General features: G+C 38.8%; 16 protein-coding genes. 2 read left to right on the top strand and 14 right to left on the bottom strand.

The window, feature by feature from the left end; genetic code table 11:
* The first annotated feature begins 4 nt into the window (after positions 1-4).
* A complete protein-coding gene (locus tag SY85_RS06450; RefSeq protein WP_066402590.1) occupies positions 5-2,455 on the top strand; it encodes a penicillin-binding protein 1A in 2,451 nt (816 codons plus the stop codon).
* Positions 2,456-2,623: 168 nt separating this feature from the next.
* Here SY85_RS06450 and SY85_RS06455 read toward each other — a convergent pair whose 3' ends face one another.
* The 14 genes from SY85_RS06455 to SY85_RS06520 form a co-directional block, all read right to left on the bottom strand.
* Positions 2,624-3,220, bottom strand: coding sequence for a hypothetical protein (locus SY85_RS06455; protein WP_066402591.1), 597 nt, complete (start codon positions 3,218-3,220; stop codon positions 2,624-2,626).
* A gap of 80 nt (positions 3,221-3,300) precedes the next feature.
* A complete protein-coding gene (locus SY85_RS06460) occupies positions 3,301-3,732 on the bottom strand; it encodes a septal ring lytic transglycosylase RlpA family protein (RefSeq protein ID WP_066402593.1) in 432 nt (143 codons plus the stop codon).
* A gap of 134 nt (positions 3,733-3,866) precedes the next feature.
* Positions 3,867-4,862 (bottom strand): chorismate synthase, encoded by a 996-nt coding sequence (locus tag SY85_RS06465; protein WP_066402595.1) that lies wholly within the window; start codon positions 4,860-4,862, stop codon positions 3,867-3,869.
* 18 nt (positions 4,863-4,880) lie between these two features.
* A complete protein-coding gene (locus tag SY85_RS06470) occupies positions 4,881-5,555 on the bottom strand; it encodes a class I SAM-dependent methyltransferase (protein ID WP_066402597.1) in 675 nt (224 codons plus the stop codon).
* Positions 5,556-5,561: 6 nt separating this feature from the next.
* The gene (aroA, locus tag SY85_RS06475) at positions 5,562-6,824 is read right to left on the bottom strand and encodes a 3-phosphoshikimate 1-carboxyvinyltransferase (protein ID WP_066402599.1); all 1,263 of its coding nucleotides are present in this window, start codon (positions 6,822-6,824) and stop codon (positions 5,562-5,564) included.
* Complete coding sequence (aroB, locus tag SY85_RS06480; protein ID WP_066402601.1) at positions 6,821-7,834, bottom strand: 3-dehydroquinate synthase; 1,014 nt, start codon at positions 7,832-7,834, stop codon at positions 6,821-6,823. Before aroB ends, aroA begins: the two co-directional genes overlap by 4 nt.
* 2 nt (positions 7,835-7,836) lie before the next feature.
* Positions 7,837-8,925 (bottom strand): chorismate mutase, encoded by a 1,089-nt coding sequence (locus SY85_RS06485; RefSeq protein WP_066402603.1) that lies wholly within the window; start codon positions 8,923-8,925, stop codon positions 7,837-7,839.
* Positions 8,926-9,054: 129 nt separating this feature from the next.
* On the bottom strand, positions 9,055-9,894 hold the full coding sequence (locus SY85_RS06490) for a prephenate dehydrogenase (protein WP_066402605.1): 840 nt from the start codon (positions 9,892-9,894) through the stop codon (positions 9,055-9,057).
* A 3-nt stretch (positions 9,895-9,897) separates the two neighbouring features.
* On the bottom strand, positions 9,898-11,049 hold the full coding sequence (locus SY85_RS06495) for a pyridoxal phosphate-dependent aminotransferase (protein ID WP_066402607.1): 1,152 nt from the start codon (positions 11,047-11,049) through the stop codon (positions 9,898-9,900).
* A 15-nt stretch (positions 11,050-11,064) separates the two neighbouring features.
* Positions 11,065-11,898 (bottom strand): prephenate dehydratase, encoded by an 834-nt coding sequence (locus SY85_RS06500; RefSeq protein WP_066402609.1) that lies wholly within the window; start codon positions 11,896-11,898, stop codon positions 11,065-11,067.
* A 196-nt stretch (positions 11,899-12,094) separates the two neighbouring features.
* Positions 12,095-13,768, bottom strand: coding sequence for a DEAD/DEAH box helicase (locus SY85_RS06505; RefSeq protein WP_066402614.1), 1,674 nt, complete (start codon positions 13,766-13,768; stop codon positions 12,095-12,097).
* Positions 13,769-14,037: 269 nt separating this feature from the next.
* Positions 14,038-14,250 carry a hypothetical protein gene (locus SY85_RS06510; RefSeq protein WP_066402616.1) on the bottom strand — a complete coding sequence of 71 codons (213 nt, stop codon included), beginning with the start codon at positions 14,248-14,250 and terminating at the stop codon, positions 14,038-14,040.
* 19 nt (positions 14,251-14,269) lie between these two features.
* On the bottom strand, positions 14,270-14,467 hold the full coding sequence (locus tag SY85_RS06515) for a hypothetical protein (protein ID WP_066402619.1): 198 nt from the start codon (positions 14,465-14,467) through the stop codon (positions 14,270-14,272).
* A gap of 81 nt (positions 14,468-14,548) precedes the next feature.
* Entirely contained in the window at positions 14,549-14,788 is a 240-nt protein-coding gene (locus SY85_RS06520; protein WP_066402620.1) for a putative periplasmic lipoprotein, read from the bottom strand.
* A gap of 118 nt (positions 14,789-14,906) precedes the next feature.
* Between SY85_RS06520 and SY85_RS06525 the strand changes: the two genes are divergently transcribed.
* Positions 14,907-15,473, top strand: coding sequence for an RNA polymerase sigma factor (locus SY85_RS06525; RefSeq protein WP_066402622.1), 567 nt, complete (start codon positions 14,907-14,909; stop codon positions 15,471-15,473).

Genomic DNA, 15,473 nt, shown 5'->3' on the forward strand with positions numbered 1-15,473 from the left:
ACAGATGAAAAAAAGTGTTCGCATTTTTTGGATTGTCTTTTTTACTGGCTTTGGCATTTTTGTAATGGTTATTTTACTGGCCATGATGGGCGCATTTGGAAAGATGCCTTCACTGAGACAATTGGAAAACCCCAGCTTATTGCAGTCCTCAGAAGTATATGCTTCTGATGGCACCTTGATGGGGAAATACTATTTAGAAAAAGGAAATCGTAGTAACGTTGACTATAAAGATATTTCCAAGCATGTTATTGATGCACTGATTGCAACAGAAGATGAACGTTTTTATGACCACTCGGGCGTTGACGTAAAATCGACTTTGCGCGCTGTCGTATTACTTGGTAAAGAAGGAGGTGGTTCTACTATAACGCAGCAGTTGGCAAAAAACCTTTTTAATGGAGAAGGTGCAAGCAATGCATTAGAACGCGGTATACAAAAAATAAAAGAATATATAATCGCCATTAGGTTAGAGCGCAATTTTACCAAACAGGAAATTCTTGCCTTATACCTAAACGCTGTACCATTTGGAAACAATATTTATGGTATTAGAAATGCCGCGAAAAGCTATTTTCAAAAAGAGCCAGACCGCCTAAATCCGGAAGAGGCTGCCTTATTAGTAGGTATGCTGAAAGGCAACACCCTTTATAATCCACTTCGAAATCCTGTAGCAGCTAGAGACCGCAGGAATGTTGTTTTAGGACAAATGGAGAAAAACGGATTTTTAACAGCCGCAAAATTAGAACAACTAAAGGCCCTACCTGTGAAAATTAACTATAAGAAAATGGATGAGAACACAGGCTATGCTCCCTATTTCCGTGAAGTGTTACGCGACGAGTTAAAAAATATTCTAAAAGATTTGGAACGGCCAGATGGCGAACCTTATGATATTTACGATGATGGTTTGAAAATTTATACAACCATTAATCCACGCATGCAGGAATATGCAGAAGAAGCTGTTGCCCAACAAATGCCTCTTTTGCAAAAGTCCTTAAATACACAACGCAATATTAAAACTGGCAATGTTTGGAAAGGACATGATAATGTTCTTGAGGCTTCTATGCGTGCTAGTGACCGTTGGCGTTTTTTGAAAGATGAAGGATTAAGTGATGCTGAGATAAAAAAGACTTTTTATCAAAAAGTGCCAATGAAAATTTTTGCGTGGACAGCAAAGCGTGAGAAGGATACAGTAATGACGCCCATGGATTCTATAAAATATCATAGACAAATGCTTCAAACTTCGTTTATGGTTATGGATCCGGTAACCGGCGAAGTAAAAGCTTGGGTAGGCGGTATTGACTTCAAAACGTATAAGTACGACCACGCTAACTTGAAAACTAAACGCCAGGTAGGTTCTACCATAAAGCCATTGCTTTATGCACAAGCTATGGAAGAGCGTGGATTCACTATGGAAAGTGAAGTACTGGATCAGCAACAGGACTTTGGTGGAGGACGATTAGTACCCGCTACTAGTAAAACATGTTCTGGCCGATCTATGTCTATGGCATCTGCCCTAGCCTGGTCAAAGAACTGTGCAACCGCCTATATTATGAAACAGGTAGGACCTGCGCAGTTTGCCAACTTCCTGGAGCGTATTAATATTCCTACAAAAGTAGAGCCTCATCCATCTATTGCACTCGGCTCTTGTGATTTGTCACTTTATGAGATGATGTGGGGCTATAGCATTTTTGCTGGAAGAGGCTTTTCAACGAAGCCTTATTTTATCAGTCGTATTGAAGACCGTAATGGCAATGTGATTAAACGATTTGATTATAGCACAAACCGTAAAGAAGTAATCAGCGAGGTAACGGCCTATAATATGTGTAAAATGATGGAAGGTCCTGTTACAAAAGGTACGGCAGCAGGCTTAATGTATCGATTAGGCGCCACTGAAATGGGAGGTAAAACCGGAACTACAAATGACAACGCCGACGCCTGGTTTATGGGCTACACTCCTCAATTATTAGCAGGCACTTGGATTGGTTGTGATGACCGCTTTATTCGCATTGAAAGTAACTCGGGTATGGGAGGCCAAGCTGCTCGCCCCATTTGGGAAGCATTCTTTAAAAAGGTCTATGCCGATAAAAGTTTAGGAATATCTAAAGAAGCAACTTTCCCCAAACCAGCAGATCTGGATAATAAAATGATTGATGCAGATCCTGCTTCTATTATTGAAGATAATCTTGAGAATGCTGAAGGCAATGACTTTGGAGTAGGAAATGCAAATGATTATAGTTTAGATGAATCATACGACTCTATTGGTGCGGAATCCAAACGACCAGTAGATGACAATAACAATGCAATTAAGCCAACCACTAAACCTAAAAAAGACAGTTCTACTCAAAAAACACCAAAGATTGGTGAAATGAATACTGAAGAAAAGAAAGAGAAGAAAGGATTTCTTAAAGGCATATTTGGTGGCAAGAAAAATAAAGAGAATAAACAATCTAACGAATACTAAATAGTAAAAGCCAATAATAAAGCCCTGCACAAAATGCAGGGCTTTATTATTGATATCAAATTCTTATTGTAATTACTTATTTCAGCAAACCATTTACTATTTAATTATGAAGCATAAAAAAGAAAGCACTACCGAGGTAGTGCTTTCTTTTTAGCAGTCTATTAAAACTTACTTACCAATAGTACCGGCAATACCAATACTATTAAAGAAATGATAAGCAGAAGTTGTATTTGTTACAGGAACACGATATTGAGAGCTAATGAAGATTGCAGCTTCATTAAATAAATTAAACTTTAAACCACCTCCTAAAGGAAGGAAAGCACCTGCTTTTCCATTATATAAACTTGCGCCAACACCAACGTTAATATAAGGAGTAAAGAAAAAATTATCTGGCAGCATCTTTAAATTCAAAGAAGCATCTGTTTCCAATAAAAACTTATCAGAAGACGGCGTTTCATCATCAACACTAAATTTAACGAAAGAACCAGCCATAGTTGCAGCAAAGTCAACGTGGTTTTGCAAACCTTTGAAATAAGTAACAGCAATGCCAGGAGACATTTCTTTGGTTTTAGCCCATTGATCATTATTAAATACAGAACCAATTGAGCCAGAACGAATACGGCCAGGTGTTTGAAAATCGTTTAGAACGAAGCTTACAGCTAAAGCCTTGGGTCTTATATAATTGGTATTTGAGGTAGTGTTTTGAGCAAAACCATTGAATGCAAAGGCAGCCAATGCCACTACAGACACCATAAATTTCTTCATAAGTAGGTTGGTTGATTATTTTAAAGGGACAAATTTAACAGCTCTGCAGTAAATATCTAAAATTATTTATTGTATTGGCTTTACTTCTGGGTAAGCTTCTTTTTCCCTAATACTTCCACTTTTACCTGTGTAAGCCCTCGGCCTATATAACCCAACTTCTGAGCTGCCAACCTACTCAGATCGACAATTCGTTTATTCTTAGGATGTAGTCGGTCATTTACTTGCACAATGACCGTTTTATTATTTTGAAGATTTGTGACACGTATCCAAGTGCCTAATGCCAAAACATTACAGGCTGCGGTTAGTTTTTCATGATCATAGGTATCGCCAGTAGCTGTTTTACGACCAGTAAATTTATCAGCGTAATAGCTGGCAGTACCATAATAGGCTTTTAATTCCGTAATTGATTTGGGAGAGGTCTCTGAATTTATAGAATTATCAATAGTAGAAAATTGAGCAGATACAGAAAAAGAGCATAAAAACAGAAAAAAGAAAAAGCTTAGGATCCTCATAGGGATGGATTTGGTGACAAAATTTCACGCACACATCTCTTTACTGCAGAGTAAATATCCTGATAAAAAAGCAAAGTTCGTACCATCTTACATGCTCTTTACGGTTGTTAATAAGCATAAAGACTTAGTAACATTTATTCCAAAACACGTAATGTGCGATGTTCGATAAGCATTAGATCTGCTAAAACCATGGCAGTAACAGCTTCTAAAACAGGTGGAACCCGCAACGCAATACAAAGATCATGTCTTCCTTTAACTGAAAATGTTTCCACTGATTTTGTTTCCCAATTCCAACTTTCCTGCTCTTTAGGAGTAGAAGATGTCGGTTTTACTGCTACACGAAACACCAGTTCATTTCCTGTACTGATCCCACCGATAATACCTCCAGCGTAATTCGTGCGTGTATCCCCTCGTTCATTTATGATAGCATCATTATGAACACTACCAAACATATGAGCAGCTGCAAAGCCAGCCCCAAACTCTATACCCTTTATAGCTGGAATTGAAAATGCAGCGTGACTGATTAAAGACTCTACTGAATCAAAGAATGGTTCACCAAGTCCTGCTGGCAACCCAGTAGCGCGACATTCAACGATGCCACCAATTGAGTCCTTGGCATTTATGGCTTTTTGCAAACCCGCTTCTATATCTTTTTCTCCGCCTATTTCAAGGATAGAGGCTTCAATAGAAATAGACGATAAGATTTTTTTAGCAACTACACCCGCAGCTACCAAACAAACAGTTAATCGTCCGCTAAAGTGGCCACCGCCTCTAAAGTCTTCAAAGCCTCCAAACTTTTGATGTGCAACAAAGTCTGCATGTCCTGGGCGAGGTACAGCACGTTGCTTTTCATAATCGCCAGAGCGCGTATTCTTGTTTTCAAAGAGGATCGTAAGTGGAGCTCCAGTTGTCTTATTATTATAAATGCCTGTTACGAAAATTGGAATATCATCTTCTTTACGAGGAGTCGTTCCTTTTTGTTGTCCTCCTTTCCTACGCTCTATATCAACTGTAAAATCCTCTTCCTGTAATGGCAATCCTGCAGGAACACCATCTATTGTTATTCCAACTGAAGGGCCATGTGACTCTCCAAATATGCTGACCTTAAAAAAACGACCAAAAGAATTCATAATTGTTATTACAATTTATTAAAGCGCCTTTAAAACAAAAAGCAACGAAAGCGGTTTTAGTGTTTGTGGATGAACAGGCTCTCTGATTTCTTCAATCTTAAAACCTGCATTTATAAACAATTGACACCAATCTTGCAATGTTCTGAAATACCATTGATAGGGTAAAACAAATGGCTGTTTAAGCCCTGTCCAACTACCCTCCTTCCATCCGCTAACGTAACTACCTGTTTCTGCTATTACTAACGGATGTAATGTTTGAATGAATAATAATCCCTGAGGAATTAAAATGCTTGGTAAGTAACGGATCAGTTTTTCACTCTCCTCTTTGTCAAGCAAGGCAAAATTAATTACCGCACTGTCATAATTATAAGGCTCTAAAACTTTACCGGATACGATATCCGAATATGAACCAATAAAATAATGAGGACCTCCTTTTACAATCGCATTATTTACCAAAATCTCAATAGCGTCTACACCTTCTGCCTCTATATCCGCTTGTTGCAAAGTACGTGTTAGCCAGCCCTCTCCGCATCCTATATCAATGATACGTTTTGGCGAATACTTCTTAATAGCGTCTACTATAGCCGCATTGGTCACCAGCTTTCGACTCTCAATTTCTTGATTATCGATCGTAACAATCCAATTAGTTGCATTAGCTTCCCAAGATTCCAGTATAGTGGCTGATTGGCTCATTACTATTTAAGATTTCTGCAATTGTTCTAAATGCGACCAAAACGCAGGATATGATTTATTTACCGCCTCGGCTCCTTCAACATGCACCTCACTTTCTGCTTTCAATGCAGCCACTGCACATGCCATTGCAATGCGATGATCACCGTGCGATGAAACAACAGCACCATTTACAGGCTCACCGCCTTTTATTATCATCAAATTATCCTGTAATACAACCTCGACACCCATCTTTCCAAACTCTTCTTGCAAAGTAAGCCCCCTGTTACTTTCTTTATGGGCCAAGCGATTTACCCCCTCAATTACACTTGTTCCCTCACAATAAGCAGCTAATGCAACTAATGGTGGAAACAAGTCAGGACAATCAGTTGCATTGAAGTGAAAAGCTTTCAGCTTGCTTTTTTGGATTGTTATTTTTTCCACTTCCACACTCATTATCACTCCAGTCTGCATTAGCGCCTGAAGGACAGCCTTATCCGCCTGAGAAGAGTATACATCTAAACCCCTTACTTCAATATTACCATTGATAGCACCAGCCACTAATAAAAAAGCACCACCACTCCAATCGCCTTCTACTGTATAATGAAGTGAATCAGTTGGTTTGCCATTGGACTTGTATGAGAAATGAAACCGTTCATAGTTCTCATTAGAGGGCACTTGCAAACCAAAATCTTTCATCACTTGTAATGTAAGATCTATATAAGGTTTGCTTGCAAGGTTATTTACTTTGATAGTAACGTTATTAGCACTAGCACCTGCAAACGCCATTAATAGTCCTGTTAGAAACTGTGAACTTAATGAACCATCAACCTCAATATCCTTAGGCTGTAATGGCCCTTTTACTTCTAATGGCAGATATCCATTATTGCTTTTACACTGCACATCCAATTGGGGCAATACTTCATTAAAAAAATGCAATGGCCTCTTTGTTAAACTACCATGGCCATTAATAAAAATTACATTTTTATACAAAGAGGCAATCGGTGTAAACATACGAACCGACAAGCCGCTTTCGCCACAATTGATTGTTTGACTTACCGGATTAACTCCATTGCTGGTTATGATAACAGTATCATCTTGTTGCATTACGGTAGCACCCAATTGTTGTATGATATCCAATGCAGCCATATCATCAGCTGAAATACCGGGGTTATGCAAAACTGTTTCACCACCCTTTATTAGAGAAGCCGCACAGGCTCTTTGCATTGCACTTTTTGATGCTGGAGCTGTAATAGTCCCTGAAACCGTTGAGGGTTTTACAATTACCTTCATGCTAAGGTTTGATAGATTTGATCAATAGAAATTGGTTGAATGACAGCTTTGCCTACTTTTTCCAGAAGTATAAATTGAATACTATCTTTTACCTTCTTTTTATCCTTACTCAACACACTAATCACCTTGTCTTTATTGAACTGGGCAAAGGTGGGCAACTGATACTTTTCTAAAAGAGATATAACACGATCTGCCTGCTTAAATCCATTAATACTTTGAGATAAGTTTGCTGCATATGCCATTCCAATAGAAATCGCTTCACCATGTGTTAGCTCGTATTGATTTTCTAAGGCATGACCCAATGTATGTCCGAAATTTAGCAGCTTACGATCGCCTTTTTCAAACTCGTCCTGTTGCACAACCTTAGTTTTAATCAAGGCATTACGCTTTACCAAATCAGCTATCAACTGTTTCTTTTTTTGAAATGCAGCAATTGAATTTTCTTCCAATTGCTTAAACATGGCAACATCTTTTATACTGGCATGTTTAATAATTTCAGCAAATCCACTTTTCCATTCTTCTGCAGGTAGTGTATTTAAAAAAGCCAGGTCATGAAGAATAAAAGCTGGCTGCCGAATGGTTCCGGCCATATTCTTATAGATACCAACATCAATCCCGTTCTTACCACCAATAGATGCATCTACCAAGGCTAATATAGTAGTAGGAACAAATCCAAATGATATACCGCGCATATAGATGGATGCTATATAACCAGTAAGATCCGTAATAACTCCACCACCTACTCCAACTAATGTTGCTGTACGATCGGCCCCCATTTCAATTAACTGGTCAATAACAGCATCTACTGTTGCCTGCACTTTATATTGCTCTCCTGGCTTTAATACAATTACATCCCAATTCTTAAACTTAGCAGTATGGTTATTGTATATGTTTTCGTCTGTTATTAATATCGCTTTTTTAGGATCTACAACTTCTTTAAGTTTTGTAAAACTCCCCGAAAAGAAATAGTCCACAGCAGCAGTACTAAACTGAAATTTCTTTTTCTCCATTCTTATAAATTCAAAATCTTAGTCTGGTGGGTAATACTCTCCAAATGTATTGCGTCAAAGTATTTGGTAATAAACTCTTTGCTTAATCCAAGTTGTTCACCTTTCTTGTATGCACGTTCCAAAATTTCATTCCAACGACGTGTTTGCAGAACCGTTATATTATTTTCTTTTTTGTATTCAGCAATTCGCTCAGCTATCTTCATACGCTGTCCCAGAATGAACATCAGTTCATCATCCAAATGATTAATCTGCTGTCTTAACTTCTCCAGTGCGATATGATATTCTTCTGAAGCCACATCTTCTTTACGCCATACGATTGCCTCCAACATTTCCACTAATTGTTCTGGTGTTATTTGTTGCTTAGCATCACTCCATGCATTGTCCGGATCAATATGCGTTTCAATCATTAGTCCATCATAGTCAAGATCAATGGCCCGCTGGGCAACTTCTAAAAGAATATCTCTGCGGCCGCATATGTGTGAAGGATCATTAATGATCAATAACTCAGGGTTACGGCGCTTCATCTCAATGGCCAAATGCCACATTGGTGCATTGCGATACTCGGTATTACCATAAGAAGAAAATCCTCTATGAATTAATCCTATTTGCTCAATACCGGCTTTTGCTACGCGCTCAACTGCGCCTGTCCAAAGCTCTAAATCTGGATTAATTGGATTCTTAATTAACACTGGCACTTTTACACCACGTAAAGCATCAGCCACTTCCTGTACACTAAAGGGGTTTACAGTTGTACGTGCACCAATCCACAACACATCTACATCAAAGTGTAAAGCGTCCTCTACTTGCTTTGCAGTGGCCACTTCTACTGCAGTAGGAATACCTGTTATTTTTTTGGCTTGTTGCAACCAAGGTAATCCTTTTGTTCCTATACCTTCAAAGCTACCGGGTCTAGTACGCGGCTTCCAAATACCAGCACGCAGTAAATCTACCTTACCAGTTTTTGCTAATCGGGTAGCTGTTTCTACTACCTGGGCTTCCGTTTCTGCGCTACAAGGCCCAGAAATGATGAGGGGACGTTTACCCCAAACTTCTTGTATGCTCTTTGGTGTTGTGTTCTCAATCGTTTGCATATGCTATTGTTTTTTCATCAATACCGTTTTGCGGTTTCTTTTATAAAGTTGGTAAATAATTTACTAGTCTTGTTTATCTATCAGATGCTCTTCAATGGTAGACTACAGTTTATCAATCTCTACTTCACATCACTTAATAATTCGCCTGATCTTATTTGCATTCTCAATCAATTCTTGCAAATAGTCATAATTCTCTTTTTCCAGACAAGCTTTGAACTTGCGCAGCTGACTGATGTGCTCATTAAGTACATCTAATACATTATCTCTATTCTGCATAAAGATGGGCACCCACATGCTAGGGTTGCTTTTTGCCAATCGCACTGTGCTTTCAAAACCACCACTGGCTAATGTAAAAATAGCATCCTCTTCCCTCTCCTTTTCCAAAACGGTATTTGCTAACGCAAATGAAGTAATGTGAGATATATGACTCACATAGGCCACGTGTATATCATGCTCATCTGCACTCATATAAACCATTCGCATATCCAATGCATCATAAATTCCTTTTACCAGTTCTAACGCGTCGGCATCACTATTTTCTTTATCACATATAACAGTTGCTTTATTTACAAAAGCTCCTTTCACGGCTGCTTCCGGACCACTATATTCAGTACCCCACATAGGATGGGTAGCCACAAAGCGTCCTCTTTTGGGATGCTCACTTATTACATCAATAACCTTTTGTTTAATGGAACCTACATCCATAACTACTTGTTGATCTAAGTTTTTAAAGATCTCGGGTAGTAAGGCTTCCTCTGCATCTACTGGCGTTGCTAACACAATTAGTTTAGCTTGTTCAACTGCTTCATTTAATGAAACGATTTCATCTACTAAGTTCAATTCTTTTGCTTGCTTAGCATGCTGTTCGCTCGCTTCCACACCCAGCACTTTCGATGCAATGCCTTTTTCTTTTAAGGCGATAGCCATAGAACCTCCAATTAAACCCACACCTACGATTGCTACTACCATTGCCTACGATTTTAATATTCTTGAAATTGCTTCCTCAAAGAGTGCTACAGGACTACATAAACTAACTCTTATATACTTGTCACCAGCTGAACCAAAGATGCCGCCTGGTGTAATAAACACTTTAGCTTGCTGAAGTATCTTATCACTCAACTCAAACCCTGATTTATAAGTAGAAGGAATTCGTGCCCAAACAAACATTCCTACCTGATCCTTGGCATAAGTACATTCCAAATTATCTAAAAGAGAAAATACCTTTTTACGACGTTCTGTATACTCAGCATTCAATCCATCATGCCACTCCTTACCAAGCTTTAATGCGGTTGCAGCTGCTACCTGCAATGGCAAGAACATACCACTATCCATATTACTTTTGAAACGCAATACTTCTTCAATCCGCTCTTTGGCTCCGCACAGCATACCTATTCTCCATCCTGCCATATTATGCGACTTGCTGAGCGAGTTTAATTCAATCACCACATCCTTGGCTCCATCCACGCTTAACAAGCTCATTGGCTTATCATTAAGAATGAAACTATAAGGATTATCATGGCAAATAAGAATATTATGGTTCTTACCAAAGGCCACAATTTGTTCAAATAATTCTTGCGTAGGTAACTGGCCTGTAGGCATTTGAGGATAGTTCACCCACATCAGCTTTACATTTGATAGATCTTGTTGCTCTAAGGCAGCAAAATCAGGCATCCAATCAGCTTCTTCCTTTAATTCATACTCTCTGACTTTACCACCAGCCAGCTGCACAGCACTTCTATAAGTAGGGTAACCTGGGTTTGGAATTAAAGCCTCATCACCTTCATTTAAATAGGTCATGCAGATATGCATAATTCCTTCCTTAGAGCCAATGAGTGGTAACACTTCTGTATTTGGGTTCAGTGTAACATGATACCAACGTTGATACCAATTGGCAATAGCTTCTCTAAACGCGGGGATTCCTTTATAACCTTGGTAACCATGTACATTTGATTTACGACTCTCTTCCTGCAATGCATTTATTACTTCTGCATGAGGAGCCAGATCTGGACTACCAATTCCCAGGTTTATCACTTTTTCTCCCTGCTTATTCAACTCTTCAATCTCTCTAAGCTTTTGCGAAAAGTAATATTCATGAATGGACTCTAAACGTTTTGCGGTTTTCATGTTACAAGAAATAGATTATAGTATAGTGGTTCCTTTTTTATAAATACCAAACACACGGATGCCGTTTGTAAGTGGCAGCATCTTTTCTTTTACTTTTTCAAATTGCGATACAGAATCAAATTCTAAATCGGCGTGAAAGCTATATTTCCATTGAGTACCAGGAATAGGGAAACTTTGCAGTTTGCTTAAATTGATCCCTTCATCTGCTATTACAGTAAGCACTTTTGCTAACGCGCCTTGTGTATGGGACACTTGAAAATTGATCGATGCTTTATTAGCATTTTCAATTGCGTCCGCCCCTTCAGCTCTTTGTACAATCAGGAAGCGCGTGTAATTATCTTTCTCATCTTGAATATTTGGCTTCAACACTTTTAAGCCAAATAATTCAGCAGCCAGTTTGCTTGCAATTGCTGCAATATGCTTACTACGATGTCGATGTACTTGTTTGGCACTCAGGGCTGTATCCTCCGATTCTACTAACTTCCAATTGTGCTTATCTAAAAAATGTAAACATTGCTGTAAGGCCATTGGATGCGAATGCACTTCTTTGATATCCTCTAACGTCACATCCGGATTGACCAATAAGTTTTGATTGATTTGCAAGTAAACTTCACCGGTAATCTGCAGATCACTCTTTTGCAGCAAGGCATAGTTTCCCAGGATACTTCCCGCAATCGAGTTTTCAATTGCCATTACACCGCCATCACTATCTCGTTTATTAGAAGCCAGTTTTACTACTTCACGAAATGTAGCACAGGGAATTACCTCTACTTCTTTTCCGAAAAATGAGCGGGCGGCCATTTGATGAAAGCTGCCTTCATAGCCTTGGATGGAAACTTTTACTGCCATAATTAAAAACAAAAATCCCGGCAGTTTTGCCGGGATTTCTTATGTTGAATTTTATAGTTCCTAGTTAATAGTCAACAAAAGCATTCCCGGCTTCATTTTAAAATAAAAGAAGTTAAAATAAAACCAACGATATGCCTTTGTAACGATCATTCTACTGACGAATATAAAAAACAATCAGATTTGAAAAAATTATTTTTTATCGACGCACGGAATCTGCTTCATTCATCCGGATACGACGTCCTTTATATTTCTTACCATCAATTGCCTTGATCATCTGACCAGCGGCTCCTTTATCAATTTCTATCCAGCTGTTCATTTCCTTCATATCAATGCGACCTAACACGTCTTTATTCAGGTCACTCATATCTAATATAAACTGAAGGAATGAAGCTTTATAAAAGCCATCTTTTGTACCCAGGTTTACAAACAAGCGTTCATAATTACCATTTCCTTTACCAAATTCACGTTTTCCTTCACGACGTTTATCTCCCTGGCGCTCACCTCTACCTTCAGGCTGACGGCCTCTGTCCTCACGTCCTCTCTCACGGGCATTCAGGTCTTCGGCATTTTCATAATAACGCAGGAAACGGTCAAATTCTAAAGCAGCTACCCGCTTCAACACTTCTTCTTTAGTTACATCGGCAAACTTCTCTGCCAACATAGGCATATACGTTTCATAATCGCCATGGCTTATATCTGTTTGCAGCAGCTTATCCATAAAGAAATAGAACTGCTTGCGGCACACATCTTTTCCAGAAGGTATTTCCAATTTATGGAAAGGAGCCTGCACCATTCTTTCAATTTGGCGTATACGGCCTACCTCACGGGCATGTACAATTGACATACAAACACCTGTTTTGCCGGCTCTACCCGTACGACCACTACGGTGCGTGTATACCTCCACGTCATCTGGCAACTCGTAGTTGATAACATGCGTAATACCAGAAACGTCAATACCCCTGGCGGCTACGTCAGTAGCGATTAAAAGTTGTAATGATTTTTCACGGAATTCATCCATTACTTTATTACGCTGCGCCTGGGTCAGATCGCCATGTAAGGCATCTATATCATAACCTTCCCTGGTAAGCTTTTCAGCAATATCCTGAGCGTCAGCCTTAGTACGTGTAAAGATGATACCATACATACCCGGGTTGAAGTCGATTAAACGCTTTAACGTTTCATACCGGCTATGCGCTGGTGTTACAAAATATTGATGGTCAATATTTTTATTAGCTGTATTCTTTTTACCTACCGTTAATTCTACCGGATCTTGCATGTAACGCTTGCTTACGTTACGGATCTCTGGCGGCATAGTAGCACTAAACAACCAGGTACTGTCACGCTCCGGTGTGTTTTGCAGAATAAACTCAATATCTTCTTTGAAGCCCATGTTTAACATCTCATCGGCTTCGTCCAGAACAACGTATTTAATCTGTTGTAGATTAATTGCTTTTCTTTCAATAAGGTCAATTAAGCGACCAGGTGTGGCCACCACAATTTGTATTCCTCTCCTGATATCGCGGATCTGCATAGAAATAGATGATCCACCATATACAGCCACTATATGTATAGCAGGCAGGTATTTTTTGAAAGACTCCACTTCTTTCTCAATCTGCAAACACAACTCTCTGGTAGGACAAACAATTAATGCCTGGGGGTGTTTCTGTTGCGCATCTATTAATTGTAAAAGGGGCAAACCAAAGGCCGCTGTTTTACCAGTACCTGTTTGAGCCAGCCCGATTAAATCTTTTGTGCCTGATAATAAAACAGGAATGGCTTTTTCCTGTATGCTCGTTGGCTCTGTAAATCCTAAGTCTTCTACTCCTTTCAACAACTTTTCATTCAAACCCAACTCTGAAAACAAACTCATGAAATTTCTGATTTTTGGCAAAGGTAACTTTAGATAAGGAGGAATTAGTAGGGATTAACAGGATTATTGCCATTTTGCCAGAAAAAGTCGTTTTTAATAGACAAAACCCTGACATTCATTCCAGATTCTTACTCTGCCACAGTTAAAACAATAAAGCCGCCTTGATATCAAGGCGGCTTTCTAACGATTGCTTGCCATTTAAATGAGACTCTTAAAACTATATTCAATAACAGTTATAGCTGGCAAGAGACTATAAACTAACCAAACAATTACTTTGTTTTAGTTGTATCTACGCTAGTTTTTGCAGTATCAACGGTAGGAGCTGTAACAGTTGTGTCTACAGTAGTTGGAGCTACAGTAGCAGCTGTATCAGTAGTTACAGTTGTAGTAGTTGTAGTATCGGTAGTAGTTGTAGATTCACCACCGTTGTTACAAGCTACCAATGTACCTGCGATAGCCGCAATTGCTAAGAACTTTTTCATTTTCAATTACTTATTATAATTACTTGTGAGATGTTGTATCCTTACCTTCAACATGGTTAGTATCAGTAGTAGTTGTTGTAGTAGTTACAACTTGAGTTGTATCAGGAGCAACTGGAGTTACAACAGTTGTTGTATCTTTTGTTTCAGTTGTTTTAGATTCATTGTTACAAGCTACTAATGTACCTGCGATAGCTGCGATTGCTAAGAACTTTTTCATGATTTGTTTGAATTTAATTGTCTTTAAATGGTTGAATTATATTATTTCCCGGAAACGGACTAATTACGGGTTGAATCTTTCTTACTTTTTATGAGCTGTATCAGCCAATGCTTTATTGGCAGAATCAGTTTTATCAAAAGAAGCCTCTACCTTATTTTGTAAGCTATCAGTAGCTTGTTTAACTGAATCCACGCGTGCATCACCCGCAGAATCAATCTTTTCTAAAGCTGAATCCTTTACATCAGCCGATCCTGTATTACCAGAACTATTACAAGCTGAAATAGATGCAGCGATTACAAATAGGGCGAATAATTTCTTCATTTCACCGCGTTTAAAGGATTAATGCCCAGATTGAAAAAAGGTAACCCACAATTTTTAAAAATTTTTTTCCCCTTGTTCGGGTTACTATTTTTAATGCTTGGTATTAAATCTTGATACATTGAAAGCAACGGACAACGAAATAGAATTGCTCCAGGGACTGGCTAAGGATGATAAAAAAGCGGTTGAAACGATATATAAGAACAATTATAACACGATTCAGGCACTGATTATCAATAACAACGGTACAGCTGATGACGCTAAGGATGTGTTTCAGGAGGCTATGATTGTATTGTATCAAAAGGTAAAAACAGGCTCTTTTGAACTTAATTGCCAGATAAAAACTTACCTCTACTCTGTTTGCCGCCGCCTATGGCTCAAACGGTTGTTACAACAAAATAAGATTTTGAGTAGCAACCATAGTCATGAAGATCTAGTTATAGTAGACGATGACCTTGAAGAGCACGAGAAGAGAGATACGGAGTTTACCATGATGGAAAAGGCAATGAACAGCTTAGGAGAACCCTGCAAAAGCTTATTAGAAGCTTTTTACCTACAAAAAAGGCAGATGCAAGACATTGCCAGCAGCTTTGGTTACACCAATGCAGACAATGCCAAGAACCAGAAGTACAAATGCCTGATGCGATTAAAAAAATTATTCTTTACGCAGTATAAAACGGAATCCTGA

The organism is Flavisolibacter tropicus, from assembly GCF_001644645.1.
Lineage (GTDB): Bacteria > Bacteroidota > Bacteroidia > Chitinophagales > Chitinophagaceae > Flavisolibacter > Flavisolibacter tropicus.

Bases quoted from the DNA above. Each gene is read 5' to 3' on its own strand.
- SY85_RS06490 (WP_066402605.1), bottom strand. From the start codon at position 9,894: ATGGTAGTAGCAATCGTAGGTGTGGGTTTAATTGGAGGTTCTATGGCT.
- SY85_RS06485 (WP_066402603.1), bottom strand. From the start codon at position 8,925: ATGCAAACGATTGAGAACACAACACCAAAGAGCATACAAGAAGTTTGG.
- aroB (WP_066402601.1), bottom strand. From the start codon at position 7,834: ATGGAGAAAAAGAAATTTCAGTTTAGTACTGCTGCTGTGGACTATTTC.
- SY85_RS06500 (WP_066402609.1), bottom strand. From the start codon at position 11,898: ATGGCAGTAAAAGTTTCCATCCAAGGCTATGAAGGCAGCTTTCATCAA.
- SY85_RS06455 (WP_066402591.1), bottom strand. From the start codon at position 3,220: ATGAAGAAATTTATGGTGTCTGTAGTGGCATTGGCTGCCTTTGCATTC.
- SY85_RS06505 (WP_066402614.1), bottom strand. From the start codon at position 13,768: ATGAGTTTGTTTTCAGAGTTGGGTTTGAATGAAAAGTTGTTGAAAGGA.
- SY85_RS06465 (WP_066402595.1), bottom strand. From the start codon at position 4,862: ATGAATTCTTTTGGTCGTTTTTTTAAGGTCAGCATATTTGGAGAGTCA.
- aroA (WP_066402599.1), bottom strand. From the start codon at position 6,824: ATGAAGGTAATTGTAAAACCCTCAACGGTTTCAGGGACTATTACAGCT.
- SY85_RS06495 (WP_066402607.1), bottom strand. From the start codon at position 11,049: ATGAAAACCGCAAAACGTTTAGAGTCCATTCATGAATATTACTTTTCG.
- SY85_RS06460 (WP_066402593.1), bottom strand. From the start codon at position 3,732: ATGAGGATCCTAAGCTTTTTCTTTTTTCTGTTTTTATGCTCTTTTTCT.
- SY85_RS06470 (WP_066402597.1), bottom strand. From the start codon at position 5,555: ATGAGCCAATCAGCCACTATACTGGAATCTTGGGAAGCTAATGCAACT.
- SY85_RS06515 (WP_066402619.1), bottom strand. From the start codon at position 14,467: ATGAAAAAGTTCTTAGCAATCGCAGCTATCGCAGGTACATTAGTAGCT.
- SY85_RS06510 (WP_066402616.1), bottom strand. From the start codon at position 14,250: ATGAAAAAGTTCTTAGCAATTGCGGCTATCGCAGGTACATTGGTAGCT.
- SY85_RS06520 (WP_066402620.1), bottom strand. From the start codon at position 14,788: ATGAAGAAATTATTCGCCCTATTTGTAATCGCTGCATCTATTTCAGCT.
- SY85_RS06450 (WP_066402590.1), top strand. From the start codon at position 5: ATGAAAAAAAGTGTTCGCATTTTTTGGATTGTCTTTTTTACTGGCTTT.